Source organism: Flavobacterium phragmitis, from assembly GCF_900112575.1.
Lineage (GTDB): Bacteria > Bacteroidota > Bacteroidia > Flavobacteriales > Flavobacteriaceae > Flavobacterium > Flavobacterium phragmitis.
Genome location: NZ_FOMH01000003.1, coordinates 474,304 through 495,410 on the forward strand (window position 1 = coordinate 474,304; position 21,107 = coordinate 495,410).

General features: G+C 29.9%; 20 protein-coding genes and 1 pseudogene. 2 read left to right on the forward strand and 19 right to left on the reverse strand.

The window, feature by feature from the left end:
• Positions 1-62: 62 nt before the first annotated feature.
• The 3 genes from BM289_RS07630 to BM289_RS25630 form a co-directional block, all read right to left on the reverse strand.
• Positions 63-1,238 (reverse strand): glycosyltransferase family 2 protein, encoded by a 1,176-nt coding sequence (locus tag BM289_RS07630; RefSeq protein ID WP_091492177.1) that lies wholly within the window; start codon positions 1,236-1,238, stop codon positions 63-65.
• A 32-nt stretch (positions 1,239-1,270) separates the two neighbouring features.
• Positions 1,271-1,597, reverse strand: a complete 327-nt coding sequence (locus BM289_RS25625) for a hypothetical protein (RefSeq protein WP_244165336.1) — start codon at positions 1,595-1,597, stop codon at positions 1,271-1,273.
• A gap of 95 nt (positions 1,598-1,692) precedes the next feature.
• Positions 1,693-2,373, reverse strand: a complete 681-nt coding sequence (locus BM289_RS25630; protein ID WP_244165337.1) for a hypothetical protein — start codon at positions 2,371-2,373, stop codon at positions 1,693-1,695.
• 227 nt (positions 2,374-2,600) lie between these two features.
• Between BM289_RS25630 and BM289_RS07640 the strand changes: the two genes are divergently transcribed.
• Positions 2,601-3,161 carry a hypothetical protein gene (locus tag BM289_RS07640; RefSeq protein WP_208610239.1) on the forward strand — a complete coding sequence of 187 codons (561 nt, stop codon included), beginning with the start codon at positions 2,601-2,603 and terminating at the stop codon, positions 3,159-3,161.
• Positions 3,162-3,366: 205 nt separating this feature from the next.
• Here the strand turns inward: BM289_RS07640 and BM289_RS07645 are convergent, their stop codons facing one another.
• Positions 3,367-4,557: a DUF5009 domain-containing protein gene (locus BM289_RS07645; RefSeq protein ID WP_091492178.1), complete on the reverse strand. Its 1,191-nt coding sequence runs from the start codon at positions 4,555-4,557 to the stop codon at positions 3,367-3,369.
• A 111-nt stretch (positions 4,558-4,668) separates the two neighbouring features.
• Here BM289_RS07645 and BM289_RS07650 point away from each other — a divergent pair, with 111 nt between their 5' ends.
• Positions 4,669-5,409 (forward strand): tyrosine-protein phosphatase, encoded by a 741-nt coding sequence (locus BM289_RS07650; RefSeq protein WP_091492180.1) that lies wholly within the window; start codon positions 4,669-4,671, stop codon positions 5,407-5,409.
• 3 nt (positions 5,410-5,412) lie between these two features.
• Here BM289_RS07650 and BM289_RS07655 read toward each other — a convergent pair whose 3' ends face one another.
• The 15 genes and pseudogenes from BM289_RS07655 to BM289_RS07725 form a co-directional block, all read right to left on the reverse strand.
• Positions 5,413-6,834: an undecaprenyl-phosphate glucose phosphotransferase gene (locus BM289_RS07655; RefSeq protein ID WP_244165338.1), complete on the reverse strand. Its 1,422-nt coding sequence runs from the start codon at positions 6,832-6,834 to the stop codon at positions 5,413-5,415.
• 187 nt (positions 6,835-7,021) lie between these two features.
• Positions 7,022-9,391: a GumC family protein gene (locus BM289_RS07660; RefSeq protein WP_091492182.1), complete on the reverse strand. Its 2,370-nt coding sequence runs from the start codon at positions 9,389-9,391 to the stop codon at positions 7,022-7,024.
• Between the two features lie 7 nt (positions 9,392-9,398).
• A complete protein-coding gene (locus tag BM289_RS07665) occupies positions 9,399-10,187 on the reverse strand; it encodes a polysaccharide biosynthesis/export family protein (protein ID WP_091492183.1) in 789 nt (262 codons plus the stop codon).
• A 76-nt stretch (positions 10,188-10,263) separates the two neighbouring features.
• On the reverse strand, positions 10,264-11,667 hold the full coding sequence (locus BM289_RS07670; RefSeq protein ID WP_244165339.1) for an undecaprenyl-phosphate glucose phosphotransferase: 1,404 nt from the start codon (positions 11,665-11,667) through the stop codon (positions 10,264-10,266).
• Between the two features lie 50 nt (positions 11,668-11,717).
• Positions 11,718-12,470: a WecB/TagA/CpsF family glycosyltransferase gene (locus BM289_RS07675; protein WP_208610240.1), complete on the reverse strand. Its 753-nt coding sequence runs from the start codon at positions 12,468-12,470 to the stop codon at positions 11,718-11,720.
• Between the two features lie 145 nt (positions 12,471-12,615).
• Positions 12,616-12,786: pseudogene (locus tag BM289_RS25880) on the reverse strand (DapH/DapD/GlmU-related protein); the annotation flags it as partial.
• A gap of 351 nt (positions 12,787-13,137) precedes the next feature.
• Positions 13,138-14,085: a glycosyltransferase family 4 protein gene (locus BM289_RS07685; RefSeq protein WP_167365399.1), complete on the reverse strand. Its 948-nt coding sequence runs from the start codon at positions 14,083-14,085 to the stop codon at positions 13,138-13,140.
• Positions 14,063-15,256 carry a hypothetical protein gene (locus BM289_RS07690; RefSeq protein ID WP_091492188.1) on the reverse strand — a complete coding sequence of 398 codons (1,194 nt, stop codon included), beginning with the start codon at positions 15,254-15,256 and terminating at the stop codon, positions 14,063-14,065. The genes BM289_RS07685 and BM289_RS07690 overlap by 23 nt, the downstream gene beginning before the upstream one ends.
• 71 nt (positions 15,257-15,327) lie before the next feature.
• A complete protein-coding gene (locus tag BM289_RS07695) occupies positions 15,328-16,347 on the reverse strand; it encodes a glycosyltransferase family 2 protein (RefSeq protein WP_091492189.1) in 1,020 nt (339 codons plus the stop codon).
• 73 nt (positions 16,348-16,420) lie between these two features.
• Positions 16,421-17,200, reverse strand: coding sequence for a LicD family protein (locus BM289_RS07700; RefSeq protein WP_091492191.1), 780 nt, complete (start codon positions 17,198-17,200; stop codon positions 16,421-16,423).
• The gene (locus BM289_RS07705) at positions 17,201-18,451 is read right to left on the reverse strand and encodes an oligosaccharide flippase family protein (RefSeq protein WP_091492192.1); all 1,251 of its coding nucleotides are present in this window, start codon (positions 18,449-18,451) and stop codon (positions 17,201-17,203) included.
• Positions 18,452-18,469: 18 nt separating this feature from the next.
• Positions 18,470-19,069, reverse strand: a complete 600-nt coding sequence (locus BM289_RS07710; protein ID WP_091492194.1) for an SDR family NAD(P)-dependent oxidoreductase — start codon at positions 19,067-19,069, stop codon at positions 18,470-18,472.
• Entirely contained in the window at positions 19,066-19,527 is a 462-nt protein-coding gene (locus BM289_RS07715; RefSeq protein WP_091492195.1) for an FAD synthase family protein, read from the reverse strand. Before BM289_RS07715 ends, BM289_RS07710 begins: the two co-directional genes overlap by 4 nt.
• A 12-nt stretch (positions 19,528-19,539) precedes the next feature.
• Positions 19,540-20,364, reverse strand: a complete 825-nt coding sequence (locus BM289_RS07720; RefSeq protein ID WP_091492197.1) for a glycerophosphodiester phosphodiesterase family protein — start codon at positions 20,362-20,364, stop codon at positions 19,540-19,542.
• Between the two features lie 105 nt (positions 20,365-20,469).
• The gene (locus BM289_RS07725; RefSeq protein WP_091492199.1) at positions 20,470-20,895 is read right to left on the reverse strand and encodes an adenylyltransferase/cytidyltransferase family protein; all 426 of its coding nucleotides are present in this window, start codon (positions 20,893-20,895) and stop codon (positions 20,470-20,472) included.
• Between the last annotated feature and the right edge of the window lie 212 nt (positions 20,896-21,107).

Here is a 21,107-nt window from a genome sequence, read left to right on the forward strand (position 1 = left end):
CTAAAAGATGTTTTTGATTTTCAGATTGCGAAATTAATGAATATTTTAAACATAAATTACACTTAATATAATTTTTTACTCAATTTTATAATTTGCCCTCTGTCATTTCTGGAATTACTTCCAATAATAAAACCCGTTTTTTTGGGAAATATTTTAAAAGTAACCTTCTTATCTTTAAGAGTTTCTATGATTTCGATACATTTTTTGAATGAAATATAGTGATTATCCAAAATGATCTCTGCCTTTTTACCCTTTAAAATCAGGCACGAATTTACCATTTTTTCCTCTTTGAATTCTAAAAAACTAACTTTATTTTCCAAAATCGAAGCCAGTTTTTTAGTGAAATTCTCATTTTCGGAGTAAAAAAAATAGCTTTCTGGCAATCGATTATCCTTTCGTTTTCCCTGAAACATTTTCGCAATAGAAAACAAAAAAGTACCAATCTGAATAAAAAGACTAAAAAACCCGGATTTCTTAAAATGCTTTTGATAAAAGAAATTCATAGCTTCCTGAAAACGTTTCATATATTTTTCGTCTTTCACTGTACTTTCTCCCTTATAATGGAGGACTGTTGTTTCATGAAAATAGAAATTAGTTTTTTCCAATAGCAACGCACGGTAAGACAAATCGATATCATCTGCGTACATAAAGCAGTTTTCGTCAAAACCATCTAAATCTTCATATAGTTTTTTTTCTAAGAACATAAAAGCCCCAACCAGAATATCGACTTTTCCGGTTTCGTTTTCATTTAAATGCTGGGCGTAATATTGATTGAAAAGTTTTGTCTTAGGAAATATTTTATACAAACTAAAAATCTTTGTAAAAGCCACCCATGGAGTCGGAATTCCTCTTTTACTTTCGGGCAGAAATTCTCCTGTTCCGTCAATTAATTTACAACCAATAATTCCGAGATTGTTTTGCCTTTCGGCGAAAGCCAGAATTTTAGTAAATGTATCTTCTGCAACAACAGTATCGGGATTTAAGATACAAATGTACTTCCCATTCGCTTGACGAAAACCTATATTATTCCCCTTCGGAAAACCAAAATTTTCTTGGTTTTGAATCAGTTTTACGTCTGGAAATTTCTCTTTCATCATCAAAACACTTTCGTCTGATGACTTATTATCTACCACAATAATTTCTGCATCAATCGTCGTGATTGCTTCCTGAACGCTCAAAACGCATTGTTCCAGAAAATAACGCACATTATAATTGAGAATAATAATCGATAATTGCATGAATACTTGATCTTGTAGATTTTGGCCGAAAGTTAGAAATTTTCTGATAACCCCAAGCGAAGTGACCAATCGTTTTTACTAATTCCGTAATCAAGTGCCAGATTACTACCGTTACGTTTGTTCCATTTTATGCGAATTCCGGTTCCGATAGCAGGATTCCATTTTTTAAATTCGTAAGTATCCAATTTTGAAACTGAAGAAATATTAGTAAAAAACACTGCTCCCCAAAAACCATTTCTACTGATATCTGTTCGATATTCGGTTTCAAAATAAACCAAGGCATTACTTCGATATCTGTTTTTGGTAAAACCACGTCCTGTTTTTCCGTCACGATCCCAACCAATACTTGGTAAATCCAAATAATGCGGTTTTCCGCCAAAGGTTGACCAATAAAAAGCTCTTGAAGCCCAAACTCTGTGTTTGGTTTTACTGAAAGAATGATATTTTCTGGCATCTATATATAAGGATTGCCATTTATCACCTCTACTCCACTGGTATTCATTCGTAAATCGGCCTCAATGTATAATCCTTGTTTTGGGTTGATGATATTTTCCCGTGAATCATACAAACCCTGAATCGCGAATCCAAAAGAAGTTTCGTCTGAATAATCTCCTTTCATATATTGATTATAATCGGTCTGCTCTTCTATATAAGATTGCTCCGAAATATTTTGATAATTATCTAAAAGAAATCCCATTCCCAACCGATAATTCCCAACAATTTTTCTGGTTACAAATTGATAAAAACGCCACTGCTGATAATCGAGCGTTGACATTTTGTCTTTAGAATCATGTTCTCCCAACCCGTAAGTATCCTGTGGATAAATCATATAGCGATAATCTCCAATAAAATTCCATTTATTTTCGCTTGTATAAACGTAAGACTGAACAGGAAATACGTATTGTTTGGTAAAACTAAAATAAGGCGAAAAAGTAACCTGAGACATTTTGGTCTTTTCGTGATCTTCACCCAAGTAAAAAGTAGTCAAAAAGGAAACTACCAAACCTGTACTGGAATTTACATCAACAGGAACCGGAAGCAATGAGAAAGCCAGCTTTTTTTGCTTATCTTTTTTGATCGTATCGTTTTTATCAAAGATTTTGTGAATAACATCTAATATATCCTGATTTCCCACAGTCAGACTATCGCTTTGAGCGTTACAAAACGAGCTTATTAAACAAAAACAGAATACATATATGATTTTTAAATTACTCACTCACAACATTTTACAAACCATCTTTTACAAATTTAGAATTTTTAATTTATAATTATGTTTAAAATTTTAGCTGAATAAAAACGAATTTTAAATGATTCAAAAAAACTACATTTGAGTTTCCAATAATCTGATTTTTACAAAGTCTTATGCGTCAATTATCACTTTACCTATTAGTTTTTAGTTTTATTTGCTTTTCAGCGATAGCTCAGGAAAAAACAGAAAATCTTGTAAAATCTAACAAATGGTTTATCGCTGGCCCTTCAAAAGAAAGTGAAGAAACGATAAATGCCGTTCGATTAAAAAACGGAATAATTACGGTAACTTCTGAAGATAATCCGAAAGGAGAAATCGAACTAAATGTTATGATTACTCCATCAGAAATAAATGATGGGATTCCGACTAATCTTCCGAATGAATCAAAATTTGTCGAAATCACTTATCAGTCTTCTCAAATTATAAAACTACAAGCGAGAGAAGGAAATTCAGAAGGAACAGCTTGCGTACATGGAGGTTCACATCCAAGAGTTAGTCTTCCGGCTTCTCCAGATCAATTTAAAACTATAAAAATTCCATGGTCGGATTTTAAACAGGACGAACTTCCAAATGGAAAACTTTTGAATATTCACAATTTATGTAAGTTCAATTTTGTGAATTATAATCCAAATTCCGGATCGGTGTTGAAGATTAAATCAGTTATCATAAATTAGCTTCAAATGCAGTCAATTTTTTTTACCGCAAAGAGCGCAAAGAATTTTGATAATAATATTTAAAAATATAAAAGTTCACAAAGCTTTTTCTACACAAAGCTTTGCGAACTTCGAAGTTTGCAAAACTCACCTAAAAAAACTTTGCGCTCTTTGCGAAAACTCTTTGCGCTCTTTGCGGTAAAAAATCACTCCAAAAATTCAGAAACTATAAATGCAACTGAATTTTATATCTGTTTAAGATTTTCATTACGAAAAGCATAATTGTAGAGAATACCAAAGACCAGATAATCCCTGGAACACCTACCCTAAAATATCCTGGAATAATGTGTATGTTAATTGCTTTACAGAAATAATAAATCACACCCGGTAAAATATAAATTAAAAGCGGATTTGCTGCTGCGGGCATAAAAAATTCACTCCATTTGGTTTGTTTTTTAACTTCCATCAGCCAATACAAAAAGTAAAACAATATGGTACAGATTCCGGCAGAAATCATTGTCCACGATGGAGTTCCTTGTATTTTTGAAATTCCAAATAAAGGCCTCAAACCAAATCCAACAGCGAAAAACAATAGAATAAAAACAATTACAGGCCAGTTGATTTTATTTTCAATCTTTCGATCAAAAAAGAGCAGTGAGATTACAACTCCAGCTGAAACCAAAGCGCCATGTGTAAGATGACCAGCAATAAAACTTAACCAAGATGTATTTTGAACAAACGAATTTTCAGTCAGATTTAACGCATTCATTACCACACAAAAAATTAAAAATCCAATCATAGCCCATAAATTTCCAGAGACCAGCCAATAATAGATAACCGTAAAAAGATACGCCCAACCAATTAAACCGAGAATTCCCCACCATTTTGGAGTCATTCCTCTTTCACCGGTATCTTGTATGTACAAAAAGTATAGCGTGATGAGAACCAAAATCCCTCCGTATTGCAATACATTTTTTAACCAAAGAGGAAAATCTTTTGGGTATTTATTCCAGATTGGGATTGGCATTGCATAGGCCAAAAGTCCCCAAAGAGCTGGAGCAATTATCATTTTAGAAGCATCAAAACCATATTCGGCATTGACCATATAAACACCGATAATAATAAGTGCTAAAGCTCTTTTTAAAGTATGAGTCCAAATAGTTTTGGTGCTGTCACCTTTTATCAGTCTGGCGTTAAAAGCAAAAGGAACAGACATTCCGACAATAAATAAAAAAGCAGGAAAAACTAAATCAACAAAAGTCATAGCATCGGCATCGGCTGGCATATGTCTCATCCATTGTGGCACATGTTGAATACTTGCCAATTCGTTTACAAAAATCATTACAAAAATCGTAATTCCGCGTAAAGCATCAATCGAAATAATTCTTTGATTAAACAAATTCTCTTTTATTTTCATAATTTTTTACTTTTCTACTAAAAATCAAATATAACATAATTCTAAAACGACTTATTAGAAATTCTGCATTAATTTTGCAGTTTATAAATTTGAGTTACACGTATTTGCCCCATGTTTACATTCTTTAAATCAAAACCTTTTTTGAAAGACCTTTTAGGAAGTGATTATGTCGATATTCATTCGCATTTACTACCTGGAATAGATGATGGTGCAAAAGACATTGAAAAAACAAAAAAGCTTATAAAATCCTTTCAAAAGCTTGGAATTTCGCAATTCATCACAACACCACATATAAGTCATTATATATGGAATAATTCTGAGCAGAGGATTATTCAGAAATATGATGAAACTCAATCTCTACTAAAAGAAGAAAACTTTCGCCTTCCGTTTAAAACTGCAGCAGAATATTTCATGGATGATTGGTTTGAAAATCACCTCAAAACAGAAAAACTTCTTACTTTAAAAGATAATTATGTACTGGTAGAAATGTCGTACATAAATGCTCCTGTACAGTTGTACAAAATATTATTTGATATACAAGTTGCAGGATATATTCCAGTTTTAGCTCATCCGGAAAGATATCTATTTTATAATAAAAATTTGAGCGAATACGATAAAATCAAAAATGCAGGATGTAAATTTCAGCTGAATTTATTAGCAATGGTCGGCTATTATGGAAAAGAAATTACCCAAACAGCAGAACATCTATTAAAGAAAGGAATGTATGATTTTGTAGGAACAGACGTTCATCATAATAAACACATTGAATGTTTTGAACAAAAAGTAAAAACAGATCAAATTCCTGCTTTAAAGGAAATCATTAAGAATAATCAATTTTTCAGATTTGAATAATTATCAATAAGCATTTTCTTCTCCTTTGACAATATTCATAATTGTTCTAATAATAATTTTTATATCCAACAAGAGACTCCAATTTTCGATGTACCAAATATCACAGTCTACTCTGTTTTCCATGTCTTCAAGTTTTTTAGTCTCTCCGCGGTAACCATTGACTTGTGCCCATCCTGTAATTCCTGGTTTGGCATAATGGCGGACTGAATAATTGTCAATTAATTCACCATATTCTTTTGCAAGATTAATCATATGAGGTCGTGGTCCAACAACAGACATATTTCCAAAAAGAACATTAAAAAACTGTGGAAGCTCGTCTATACTGGTTTTACGTATAAAAGCTCCGAATTTCGTTATACGGCTATCTCCTTTCCCTGCCTGTTTATCGTGAGCCAGATCATTAAGATACATACTTCGAAATTTTAAACAGGTAAAAGGTCTGTTATCACGTCCAGAACGTTTCTGCTTAAAAAATACAGGTCCGGGCGATTCTATTTTGATAATTACAGTAACTAAGGGAAATAACCATGGAAAGATTGTTAAAATAACCAGTGAAGAAAAACAAACATCAAACATTTTTTTAACCAATCTGTTGATTGCTAATTCTAAAGGCTCCTGACGCAACATTAATACTGGTGTATTTTCATAAAATGAAATCTCAACTTTGTTAGATTTCGTATACAATTGAAAATCAGGAATAAATTTTATCCTAACTAAATTTTGCTCACATATTTTTATTAGCTTATTGATTGTTTCAACATTATCAATATGAAGTGCAACATAAAGTTCATCTACTTTTTCTTTGACTATAAATTCCTGAACCTTATCAAATCCTCCTAAAAACGGAACATACATTTCTTCTAATTCTTCATTTTTTTCATCAAAGAAACCCAGAAATTTATATCCGTAAGTCAAATTTTTAGCCAATATTTTACGCATTTTTTCGCCTGTTTCATTGGCTCCTACCACAACGAATTTTTTGAAATTATATCCTTTTGCTCTTATTTCTTTCAAAATTTTCATAGAGATATAACGAGAAATAAGTAATATTCCAAAAAAGAATAAATAGAAGTATAACAACCTAAGTCTTGAAATATCTGCAAAATTTAAAAAGACAACAATGATTGCTATTAAAGATGCATGAATGAGAAGTTTACGAATAGTACGACTTACGATGGATTCGATACGTTCAATACGAACCATTCTATAAGAATCTTTATTCAGAAGTAAACCTATCCATATCAAATTAGCAACTAGCGAAACTGTTTTTTCTTCTTTTAAAAACACTTCCTCAATACTACCGTATTTTGCTAAAGAAGAAAGGAGTATTGATACATTTAATAAAATTACATCCCAGCACACAAACAAAAGTTTGAAATAACGGGACATTCGAATATGTGATAATTCTTGTAAAATTTTCATCATGAACTTTTCAAAGCAGAAGTATGGCAAAATATTTACAACGAAAATAGTCTTTTAATTATTCTTAAGTAATACTTTTAAATCAATTCTTTTTTAATTTTTATTATTTTTTTTAATGCTGGTCTAAATCTTTTAAAACAAAAAACGGCTCAAAATCTTGAGCCGTTTAGATAACTTATTATTTTCAATATCAAAAAAATCGTTTGTACCATGGTTTAGCCAAAACTACTCCATAACCATATCCGTAACCATAACCTTTGGTTGAATCGGTATCATTAAGCACTATACACATATTGGGAAGTTTATTTTCTTTATAAAGTGTATTTGCAATTGACAACATGCGTTTTTCTAATACATTTGCTCTCATAACATAAACAAAAGTATGAGCATTTTTTGCTATCAATAAAGTATCTGTAACCAAACTCACTGGCGCGGTATCAACAATAATATAATCATATTCTTTCTTAAGCTGTTCAAATAGCTCCTCAACCTTTTCTCCCATTAATAGCTCAGCTGGATTGGGCGGAATTATCCCTGCAGGCAGAATATAAAAATTCTCGTATTTTTTATCTTTTATGATATACTCCTGAATACTTTTATCCGAAGAGGACAAGTAATTTGTAAGACCAACATTAGGGACATCAATATATTCAGCAAACTTAGGACTTCTAATATCCATTCCCACAAGCAAAACTTTTTTTCTTGATAAAGCAAAGGTCGCTGCAAGGTTTATAGAAATAAATGTTTTTCCCTCCGAAGAAAAAGTCGAAGTTACAAAAATAGTTTTAGCAAGTCCTTCAGGTACTTTATTGAGCATAAATTCCAAATTGGTTCTCACGATTCGTATCGCCTCAGCGGAACTTGAACGACTTTCTGTTTTTATTAACTCTTCAGCGTCATGTGAAGTAGGAACATCTCCTATAAAAGGGATCGATGTTTTTCCTTCAAGATCTAATTTACTCTTAATCTTGGTGTCTAATAAATCATTTGTATAAATAACTCCAAAAGGAACAAATATCCCTAACAATAAGCCTGCTAGATAAATAATTTTCTTCTTCGGACTTATAGGGTCTTTTTCAGCTTTGGCCACATCAATTACTCGTGCATTAGGTTCTGTTGCGGCTAATGAAATTGCTGTTTCTTCTCTTTTTTGCAATAAATATAAGTACAGTTCTTCTTTGACTTTTTGCTGTCTTGCAATAACTCTGAATTGACGTTCCTGTTCAGGAATTTTACCTATTTTATTTTTAAAAACTCCTCCTTGTCCTTTAATGTCGTGGTTTTGAATTTGAAGATTCGATTGTAAACGCTTTATACTCTCTATAACGTTTAATTTTAAAGAACCAATCTGTTGATCTAGTTTAACTACAGAAGGATTTTCAGTAGTAGCCGACTTTAAAATTCTATTTCTATCGAGAACCAGCTGATTATACGAATTAATCAATGTTCCTAAATCACCTTTATCAGATATCATATTTGTCGGTAATAAGTCCGAATTACTGCCCTTTTTAATAAAATCTAATAAAGAAGATGCTACATTTAACTGGATTTCTGTTTCAATTCCTTTTTTATCATATTCCGCGGCTCCTTCAATAAAGAGTTTCGCTTCAGAATCAACATCTGTCAGTTTATTTGTTTTTTTGAAAGATTCAACATCTTGCTCAACTCCATCCAATTCTTTGGCAATTAAGCTTAAGCGTCCAGCAATAAATTTTGACGTATTTTCAGAAATGTAATTTTTATCCTCAGCCGCGTCATTATTATAAATTTGAATCATATTATCTAAAAAATCTTCTGCTTTTTTTCCAACAGGGTCAGAAATAGAAATATTTACGACACTACTAGTTTTACTTACAGACTCGACTTTTAATTTTGCCCTAAAGCTTTCTGTTACTTCATCAATTGGACTTATCACTACATTAATTGATTTAAAATCATCAGCTTCTTTCATAGAAAAAAAAGAAGTTTTATCAATAATCAATGTACCAATTTTTGTTTGGATCTTTTCTCCAAATTTAAACTTTCTCTTATTTGATAAAATAAAAGCTTCCTGATTTTCTGTTTTATTTTCTAACGAAAAAGTATTGAAATCCAACAAATCACATTTCAAGACAACCTCTGCTTCGTTAAATGAGTCTAGTTTATTTATAAAATCAATTTTGATTGGAGCTTGTGCATAAATATCACGGTCAATAACCTTTCCCTCAACAAATAATACTGTGCTAAGATTTAACTTTCTTATGGTGTTCTCAACTAATGTTCTTGATTTTAAAACTTCAATTTCATTATCAACATTATTTTTCATACTGCCTCCTAGTCCTAAATCCGAAAAAGCAGATAATTCAGAAAGCATTCCGCCTTTTTTTTCATCTTTAACTAATATGCTCGTTGTTGCCTCATAAGTAGGCATTGTATACCGTAGATATAAAAAAGCCAATACCAAAGAGATTACGATACTAACTAAAAACCAACGCCAATGAACTAAATATTTAAATAATTGTTCCTTAACATTACCATCTTCAACTTCATCTTCAATGGTTTCATTATAAAAATCTTTCATTTATTTATTATTTAAAAATTAGGACAGCAAGTGATACCAATATGGAAACTGTCGATATTATTACAGAAGTATTAGGACCTACTGCTGATGAATTCACTCTAGTTCTATTTGGTTCAACATATACGACATCATTCTGGTTTAAATAATAGAAAGGAGAATTTATAAAATCTGATTTCGTAATATCTACTCGATTATATGACTTTACACCATTATTTTCCCTAATAATGAGAATATTATTTCTTTTACCGTATATCGTTAAGTCTTTGGCCATACTTATGGCCTCAATAAGTGTGATTCGTTCTGAAGTTACAGAATAGGTTCCTGGCAAATTGACTTCTCCTTGTAATGAAATTTTGAAATTCGTGATGCGAACATTAATAATTGGATTTTTAATATACTGTCCGATTTTACTTTGTAATAATTGTAATACTTCGGTTCGACTTAAACCTCCTACATGTATTTTCCCTAAAATAGGAAACTCAATATCCCCTATATGATCCACCAAGTAAAGCTGTACAGTTTCTTGATTACGTGCTACATCTTGCCTATTATTGCTTGCCACACTGTAAGTTTTTAAATTAAATGGCATTGCCACCTCTGGATCATCCGCAGACACAACAATCATCAACAAATCATCAGGCTGAATTTTAACTTCATAAGAAGACAAGGTACCTGTGTTTAAAGAATCTATGTCCTGATAATAGAGAATGTTTTTTTTTGAAGCACAAGAAAAAAACAAAAATAAAATAGATAAAAAAATAATCGTTTTTACCTGAAAAAGAAATTGGAATTTCATTAAATTGATTTTAAAAAAGAAGTTAAAGCAAAAAAAGGTTTACTTTAAAAGTTTGTTTACAAAATTTGGAAATAAATTAATAGGCGTTTTTTTCTCCTTGGAAAATATTCAAGACTGTTTTTACAATGATTTTTAAATCTAAGAGTAGGCTCCAGTTTTCTATATACCAGATATCAAATTCTACCCTATTTTCCATGTCAATAAGTTTTTTAGTCTCACCTCTATAACCATTAATCTGTGCCCAACCTGTAATTCCTGGCTTTGCATATTGGCGTACCAAATAGTTATGGATTAACTCGCTATATTCCTGTGTATGGAATAACATATGCGGTCTTGGTCCAACAACAGACATATTACCTATAAAAACATTGAAAAATTGCGGCAACTCATCAATGCTAGTTTTTCTCATAAAAGCACCAAATTTAGTGATACGGCTATCTCCTTTTTGAGCCTGTAAATTATCCGAAGCCCTATTTATGCGCATACTTCGAAATTTTAAACATGAAAATGATTTATTATCTCTTCCTGATCTATCCTGTTTAAAAAAAACTGGACCTGGTGATTCAATTTTAATCAGTATCATTATTATTGGAAATAGCCAGGGAAATATTAAAACGATAACCAAAAAAGAAAAGCAAACATCAAATATTTTTTTGACAAGTCTATTAAAGGCGCTTTCTAAAGGCTCTGGACGTGACATTAAAACAGGCATGTTTTCATAGAAAGAAATCTCGACCCGACTGGATTTAGTATATAGTTGAAAATCTGGAATAAACTTAATCCGCACCATATGCTGTTCGCAAATAAGAATAAGTTTATTTATGACATCAATATCATCTATATGTAATGCCACATACATTTCATCAACTTGCTCTCTTGTTATGAAACCCTCAATATCGTCAAATCCTCCCAAAACATTTAGCATCGCTTTATCTTGATTTTGATCAAAAAAACCTAAAAAACGATAACCATACGTTAAGTTTTTTGATAATATTTTTAGGACTCTTTTTCCCGTGTTATTCGCCCCAACAATAATTACATTTCTAAAATTGTAACCTTTGTATCTAACATATTTTAGAATTTTCATTGAGAAAACTCTTGATAACATCAAAAAGAAAAAGAAGAAAAAATAAAAGTAAAGAAGCTGAAATCTGCTTATATCATCATAATCCAGCGAAACGACAAAAATGGCCACTATTGCCGCATGAATAATGATTTTCTTTATTGTTCTGGATAAAATTGATTCTATCGTTTCTACTCTAATTATTCTATATGAATCTTTATAAAGCAAAAGTCCTAACCAAATAAAATTGGCTAATAAAAAAATGGTTTGTGTCTCCTTAAAAAACAAGTAATCCATTCTATCCAGTTTCATCATTCCCGAAATAAGTATTGCGAGATTTAACAATACCATATCCCATAGTATAAATACAATTTGAAAATATCTGGAAAAACGATATTTAGAGAGTTTTTGTAACATTTTTATAATCTCTTTAATCAAAAAAAAATTAAAATCAATTAATAATTGATTCAATAAAAAGGATTGCGATAAAATCCTAATTTCTGCATTAGAAGATGATAAAAAAACACAGGATCATCTACAAAATATCTTCTCCATAACCTTTTCGGTTCTTTTAGAAATCTGTAAAACCATTCCAAATATACTTTTTGAAAAAAAACAGGTGCTCTATCTATATTTCCAGCTTCAAAATCTATTGTAGCGCCTAGAGCCATAAACAAATCAATATTGAGCATATTATTTTTATACTCCATTATCCATTTCTCTTGTTTAGGAGCACCAACCCCTACAACTAATACATTGCAATTTGAATCATTAATTTTTTTTACTATTTCCTTGCATTCCATATCATTTTTTTCAAAACCATAAGAAGGTGAGTGAGCACCAGCAATAATTTCTCGACCAATTCTTTTGTTTATTTTCCACATAGCTTGCTCTGCTACACCTGGTCCTGCTCCCATAAGAAATATTTTGATATTGGAATTATTTTTATGAAAATTACAATAAGAAGTAAAAAAAGAAGATCCCGGAATTGCTTCTTTAATTGGTTTCCCTAAAAATCTAGACATTAACATCAAAATTTTACTATCACAAATAATCCAGTCACTACTTTTATAAGCCTCATAAAATTTCTTATCTTTTTGCAACTTTACCATATGGTCTAAATTTGGAGTAACTAATACTCCTTTTTGAAGTTTTTTTAATAAATCTTCTTTTGATAATGATTGAATATTTATATTTAATATTCTTATTTTAGAAATCATAAAACATGATTAAAATTAGATAATCGGATAACTATTTATATTTTTTATGAGAGACGAGTAATTAATACTGGTAAATCAATTAGAGTTTATCAGTAGAATTAATTCTAAAAAGTATTGATGTAGTATTTTAATCCTTAAAGAAAGTTTACTTCCTTTTTTTAATAACTTTCGCAGGAACGCCAACAGCTATTGAAAATGGAGGAATATTTTTTGTTACTATTGCGCCCGCGCCAATTATGGAACCTGTCCCAATTTTACAACCAGGCATTACAACAACATTTCTTCCAATCCACACATCATCTTCAACAATTACTGGATCATTTGAGGTCATTCCTTGAAGCATCATTGGGATATCTATTCTTGAAGTAACATGTGAATTAGATAAAAGACATACATTGGGAGCAATCAAAACATAATTACCAATTTTTGCAGCTTGTATGAAAACATTTTCATTAATATGAGTGTGATGCCCTATGGAAACTTTATCTATTCCTGTTGAGATGTAAACACCTTCTTCAATAATGCAATCTGCAGAACAATTTAATACCTTCAGTATATTCTTCAAGTACCACAATCTGATTTTATTAGTTACTTTCAAATATCTTGAATTTGGTAATTTAGAAATTAATAAATAATAAATCGTTAAGGTAATTCTATTGTAAATCATCTAATCTTGATATGCTTGATGTAGCCTTTTTAAAACAGAATTGTTATCATACAAACCTTTTTCAATAAACTTTTCTCTCAAATTAAAAATATCTGACTCAAAAGATTTAATAACGAATTCTGCGAGTTCTATTGATGAGTATGTATCAGTAACGAAACAACCTGGCAAATTTTCTGTAACTTTCATTACATCTCCAACATTTACAGATACAACTGGTAAATTACAGGCTAGCGCTTCTTTTATTATTTGAGGAGAACCTTCACTTAATGAAGTCATTATCAAACAATCACTTGTCGATAATAAACTTACTACTTCCCTTCTTTCCAGATTGTGAACAATTTTAAAATCCAAATTATAAGCAGATTTCTTTTTTATTTCTTTTAGTACCTCTTTAAATAATGAATAATTTTTAACGGGTCTTGCAGGATCTCCAGGAAATACTACGGTCTTTTTATTGTTATCAAAATTTATTTTTTCTTGATTTTGCTTAAAAAAATCAATATCTACACCGCAAGGCAAAATTTCAAAAGGAACTTTCAATTCTGAAAGTATTTCAGCCATTTCATTATTTAATATAAATGCCTTGTCAACTCTTTTCAATATTTTACTGGTAAGATAAAGTTGTAAAAACTTCCCTTGTCGCGGAAGGATATCACCTCCATGAAGAGTTATAAAAACTTTACATTTTGGTTTATAAAACAATAGAAACAAGCCTGATAAACCATAATGGATATGAATAATTTCAGGATTACATCGAGTAATTATTTTTTTTAAACTAAATAAAGCTTTTATGTATTCTATCTTTCCATTTTCAAGTGCGTTTATAAAATATAGCCGGCTACTTACCCCAAATTTTTTGTTATAACCAATAATTTGTTCTTGTACATGAATGCCATAATAAATATGCTTCTTTGTTGGAAACATATTAGACACATAAAGTATTTTCATGTCTATTTGTATTTGTATTTCTAAGTAAAGAACCATATAACAATCCTCCTAGAGAAGTTATGAGGGAGAAAACATATGATGAGTAAATAACATTTTCAAACAATAAGCGAAGAACCACAAAAACAATAAAGGCTATTGCAACTCTAGAACTACTTTGAATCCCCATTTTAAAAAACTTGTATAAAAAGGACAGAAAGCAAAATAAGCCTAATAAACCAAAATCAAGAAGAATTGCAATAAAATCATTATGTGGTGCAAAATCTGCATATTGAAGAAATGATTCAACTCCAGAACCGAATACAATATTTACAAAATCTTGATTAAAAATCTTGTATAGATAAAAAGTATAAGAAAAAATTCGCCAAGTAAATGAACCACTATTTTCAGATTCATTCAAGACCAAGCTTTGATGAATTGATTCCTGATAAAATTCTTTTAAAGATATTTCTTTTCGAAAATAATTAATTGACCCAAATATTTTTTGGTGTAAATCTGGAGAAACTGAATTTGTTATATAATAAAAACTTACAAATGCAATTATTAATATAATAAGTAATAATAAAACATTCTTCAGTTTATAATATTTTAAAGGTATAAATGCAGTAATCTGAGTAACAAATGCTCCTGTTGAAAGAGTCAAATAAGAGCCAACTGCCAAATTAAGGGATGAAAATTTTATTGAATAAGCATTTTTTTTTCTATCTTGATAATAAATTAAATAGAAAAGAGAAATAAAAACAAAGTAAGTACCTAAAAGGTTTACATGTTCGAAATTATAAAATTCTCTTCTTGCATAACTACCTTTAAATAATGAAATAAGTAAACTTACAGAAAAGCAAATCAGCCCAACTCTCCATATTAATTTAGATCTTTTAATAATTGTGTTAAAAATTGATTTATACCCAATAAATAAAAAAATACAGTATAGAAGTACAGCAATGAAAATTTTAACTGACTGAATATTTTTTGATATAACTACATAAAAGAAAAAATATAACAAAACAAAATTCAATTTACGCTTTACAATAAAATTGAGAAAATGTCTGTCAAGTAATATTGGGAGTATAAAACATAATTGTAAAACGATATTAAGTTCTCGGAACGGGCTAAAAAAATCTAAAATTATTTTAACAATAAAAAATGCAGGCAGAACATTGTATTTCGCTATCATTTTATTGAAATTTATACATAAAGTGAGTTGACTTAAATAATAATTTAAACTTCTTTTTAGAAATATAAATATTAATTACAGAGTCTATTGATCATTTTAAAATTTATTCTTGGAATCATTTTTATGATAAAAAAAGCTGAAACTTCTAATTTATTTAGAAAACTTATTTTTTTTAGCGACTTAATTGAAACAAATAAAAGTTTGAAGTTTTTCCACATAACCATGTCATTATATCCTGCTTTAGATACTAAATCTTTATTCAAAAGACTAATGAAGAAATTGGAAATATCTGAGTCCATTTTCTTTAGTAATTTATAATTACAATGGTGAAAATCTTCTAATATTAAATCTAGAATTTTATTATCTATTATGACATCGTACTGTTTTAAAATTGACTGAGTAATTCTTTTAATTCTTTCTTTTTGCTCATGTCCCTTTGTATTGGTAATACTTTCAGAATTAATTCGATAAAAAATTAAAGGTTCTTCAATTGTATAACATCTAATATTATTTGCAAAAAGTCTATTCCATAATTCAAAATCCTCAACATACGCAGTGTTAGGCTCATCACGATATTTAAACTGCTTCATTATCGAAGTTTCTATCATAATACCTGGATGAACAATCATACTCTCAAAAATCGAAATATATTTAATCGCCTGATAATTTACGGTAATATTTGTTCTGTTTTTTCTATACTTGTCTCCTTTTTCATTTAATAAAAGGCATTTGCAATTAACCATTTGAATTTCAGAATGAGAAATAAACTTATTAATTTGCTTTTCAAAACGGTCAAGCATTGCAATGTCATCTGCATCCATTCTAGCAATATATTTACCTCTTGCTAATTCAATCCCGCAGTTTAAGGTTTTAATTAGACCTAGATTTATTTTATTCTTCACATACTTAATCCTGCTATCATTGTAAGATAAAATAATCGTTTCCGTTTGATCCGAACTCCCATCATTTATTATTATGAACTCAAAATCATTGTAAGTCTGTTTTAAAACACTATCTATAGCCTCTTTAAGGTATTTTTCACCATTATAAACTGGCATCAAAACAGATACTATAGGATTATTATTACTCATAAATAAATAAATAAATAAATAAATAAATAAATAAATAAATAAATAAATAAATAAATATGTATTCAAATTAAAATCAACCTAATAACTCTATATTCGAACTATGAAAATGTCTCTTTTCTTTAGATGGAATTTTCATAAAGTCTCCGTATTCATCCATCAAAAACTGATCAACTTTATTAGGAGCGCTGAACTCATATTTTTCAAATTCAATTTTACTTACTGGAAAGCAGGTAGTTAATTCATGAGGAGCATAAAAACCTATACCATACGCATGAGAATATTTACTATTCATTATTTTACCTGCAAATTTTAAAATTGGAAGAACTAGTAATGCTGAATGGTAAAGAAAATGAGACAAGAGGCGCCAAGGGGTCGATTTTTTAAACTCAAATCTAAATTTACTATAAAACGAATCATATAAAAGCTTAGTTTTCTTTGACAAAACAATTGATTCAAATGGAAAAATATCTATGAACAAACCGTTGTATCTATAATTTCTATGTAAACATTCATCCTCTGAGATTAAGGAATTGACATCACGTATTTTTGCATAAAAATAAGGGTGACCTGGGTCAGTTTTTTTTGTTTGTAATCTAAGAGAATCTGGTAACTGAGCTTCTAGAATTGATAATAATCTATCATAATCTTCAATTCGCACCCCAACATCGAAATCATCATCCCACGGAATAAATCCTCCATGCCTTCTTGCCCCTAACAATGTACCTGAAATTAACCAATAAGTGATATTATTGGTTCGACAAATTTTATCAAACTCTATCGCTATTTCTAACATACGTAATTGCGCTTTTCTCAATGTAGATCCTTCTGGATTGTAAAGACTTAAATCTTCCATTTAATTATTCATTATTAATTTTCTTACTCCATTTGCTCTTAATCCCAGAACCAGTAGCTCTGTTAAAGCAACTAGAATAGCTACAGAATATATTGAAATTGAATTTGTAAACCACAATACTGTAAGCATTGATACATGAAAAAGAGAGGCAATTATAACCGTATAATTAGTAAACTTTGTATATCCAAAAGCTCCTAACAATGGATAACCTAGCAGAATAGAGGGAACAGAAATCAAGCAGACTCCAAAAAGAATTTTTAACGTGTTGACACTTTGTATTGCAACATCTTTATAAAATAATTCCATAATAAAGTTTGAACCGTATATACAAATTGGTAAGCATATAAAATTCATTATGATTACAGCAATAAATATCTTTTTAAACACTTTAATGTTTCTATTTTTAATCATGTATGGATATAATGCATTGTTCAATGGTCCAAAGATACTTTGCAATGCTAAATAAAGTTTTTCTGCTGCAGTATAAAAACCAACAGTAGCATTTCCTAGTACCAGCCCTAAAATAAATGTATTACTAATAGTGTATATTGACACCGAAATCCTTGAAATGAAAAAATCCGAACTGTCTTTTAGACAATTTTTAATACCTGTAAAAGAAACTTTTGAAAAACAAAAATTCACTCCAAAACTAGATTTAGCTACATAAAGAGCAATTGTACCTGATGCTATAGAACCTAGACCATAAAAGAAAGGAACTAATAAATAATCAGCATCTGATTTTACAAGAAAAAAAATTGGGATAATAGACAGAGTTCGAGTTGCAATATTAATTTTAGTTATATATTTCATCTGCTCTATCCCCTGAAAAAACCATGTTGGCAAAAGTACAGAACCAAAAACTGTCATATAAGATAACAGATAGACCAATTTATCTTGATTAAACTTATTAAAAATACAAATTACAGATAGTAAGATTACAAAGCCTAAAAGAAATAAAAAAAGCTGCGAAATTAAAACATTAATAAAATACTCATCTCTTGACTCTTTATTATCTCTTTGCAAAGAAATAAACTGAACACCAGACAAATTAAATCCAAAATCTGTTAAAATAACGAAATACTGTGTAAAAGCAGTTGCAAAACTTATTAATCCAAAAGTTTCTACACCTAATGTTCTGAATAAATAAGGTACTGTCAGTAAGGGGAATATGTAATTTGCTCCTTGCAAAATTAGCAAAGACAAAAAATTAGATATTAATGAAGAATTTAAAATATTTTTTCTTAATAACATTGAAATAAATAAAATTACTTAAAGAATTTTTTTTTCTCCTTTTCGATAAAAAATAATATCACCTGGCTTATACAATCCTCCAAGAATTTCACCTATTACAATTCCTACATCTTCCGGATTCAAAGTATTATCATTAGGAAGGTCAAAATAGTTCCTGAATTTTGTCTGCACTGCTCCTGGTGCAATCGCGTACGAGGAAAAACCATCATTAGCCATAGACTTTGTAAATGTTACCACACCAGCTTTTGAACAACAATAAGATCCCCAATCTTTATAAGCACTATAAGCAGCCGTAGATGCAATGTTTATAATAATTGCACTTTGATTTTGTTCAAGTCCTTTTTTAGACACATAATAAACTCCTATTAAATTAACCATCAAATCTTTAACCCATTTTTCTTCGTTTGATTCGAGTAATCGTTTTGGGTGAATTGAACCCGCACTATTTATTATTAAATCAAAAGGCCCATGCAAATTGATGTAGTCTCTCACATTATTCAAGTTAGTAACATCTAAAATTTCCTTATTCGGCCTGTACACATCAAAAGCTGAAGCAAGTTTTTTAGATATTGCAATTGCTATATCACCACTACCCCCTGTAATTAATGCTCTTTTCATTCCGTCTTTAAAATAGTTGGATTAGTGTGTTTATCACTAATATCTTTTAATTCTTTATATTTAAGGAAAATATCTTCTTTCAATTTAGAAGAAGAAACACCATCACCATATGGAAAATAAAATACTTCAACGCCCAGTTCACGTAAATAATCATATTTACCTTCCCAATCATCTCCTACTACAAAAGCATCGATATTTAATTTTTTCACCAATAAAGAATGATCTAATGAACGCTGTGGAATTACAACATCTGGATATTTTAATGCATCAACAATTGCCAATCTCTCTTCAAAAGGAATAATTGGAGCTTTTTTATATGAACAAACCAATTCATCACTACTCACCCCAACAATCAAAGTTTCTCCTAATCCTCTAGCATATTTAATCATTTTAAGATGATTAGAATGAAACATGTCAAATGTTCCTGATGTATAAATTATTTTATTTTTTCTCAACATAATATTACCAAATTATTCTGTTGGCATTTTACTCTTACTTAACAATATTTCTGGCTCATCAGTTGTAATAAAATCAAAATCATTACCCAGAAACCAATCCATATTTTCGCTATCATTAACAGTCCAAACACCTAAATTTAATTTGTAGGCTTTTGCCTTTGCAATCCATTCAAAATGATCTTTATAAACATAATAACCATAATCTGCTCCTGATATATTATCTAATTTGAGTTGTTCTGGTGGCAAGTCTCCATTTAGATATTGAATATTTGCTGACGAATTTAGCATTCTCAATTGCTTTAAGATATTGTAATCAAAAGAGATATAAATGATATATTTTTGAGCATTAAGTTCATTAATAATTTTTTCTGTACTACTAACTAAAAACTTTGCGCGTTCAGTATCTAGTCCATAATTTTTAAGTTCGCAAATTAATTTTGTAGTTCTATTATTTTCTTTTCCTGCTAAAATATACTCTCTCAATGTAGGAAGCTTTTCTCCATTAGAAAGTTTTAAAGTAATCAAATCAGCATACTTATTTTTTTGAATTTCAAGATTATTATACTTTCTATCATGGCTTATCACTAAAGAATCATCAGCAGTCAATACAATATCAAACTCAGAACCTTTACATTCTAAACGAATTGCTTCCTTTAATGATGCAATTGAATTTTGTGGCAGACTATTTTTTTTCCAAGCCCCTCTATGTGCAACGACATGATTTTTAGAAATAATTGTATTTTCATTACTGTTTGGAACTAAATTTATATTTTCTTTTGAACATCCAACAATAAATAAAAGAACTAATGTTGCAATAAATAATCTTTTGTATATCATATTTTATTCTTTAAGGATGGTGAGTCTTTCTCATTAAGAAATAAGCTGAGATAATGTTTTAGAATTGATACGTTGTATCTCAAACTAAATCAGAGAAATAACTATTTACTGCACCTTAGCCAACTCCCTAACTGCTACTTCTTTCCTAAGTCCACTGCTAGAAAAACGATGATCACGTGTATTAAAGTAAAGTTCGATTCCTTTTTTCTCGCAATAAGTTCTTCCTGTAAAGTTTTGATCTTTGTATTCATCACCTAGTATGCGAACATCAATTTTAAATGACCGAAGAATATCATCCAAATCTTGCTCAGTTAAATAGGGAACAATTTCATCTACAAACTTGCATCCTTTAAGCTGAATGTATCTCTCCACTACAGTTTGAGTTGGACTGTTTTTCTCCGGACGGTCTAATGTTGGATCAATTTGTAAACCTGCAATTAAATAATCACATTGGCTCTTAGCCTCTTCTAACATTTTTATATGACCTGCATGAAGCAAATCAAAAGCACTAAAAGTTATTCCTACTTTCATATTATAATTTGTTAACTTGCAACAACCGAAACATAAGCATTAAGCACGGCTTCGCCTCTCCAAGTCACATATTTAAGACATTAGAGAACATTGTTAAAAAATTAAAAATCAAACCAATACACAATTAAAAGATTGATTGGCCTGTTTTTTAAATATCGCGCAAAAGTATATGATCGAATTACTTTAAAAAAGCCAAAAAGAAAGAAATGTCT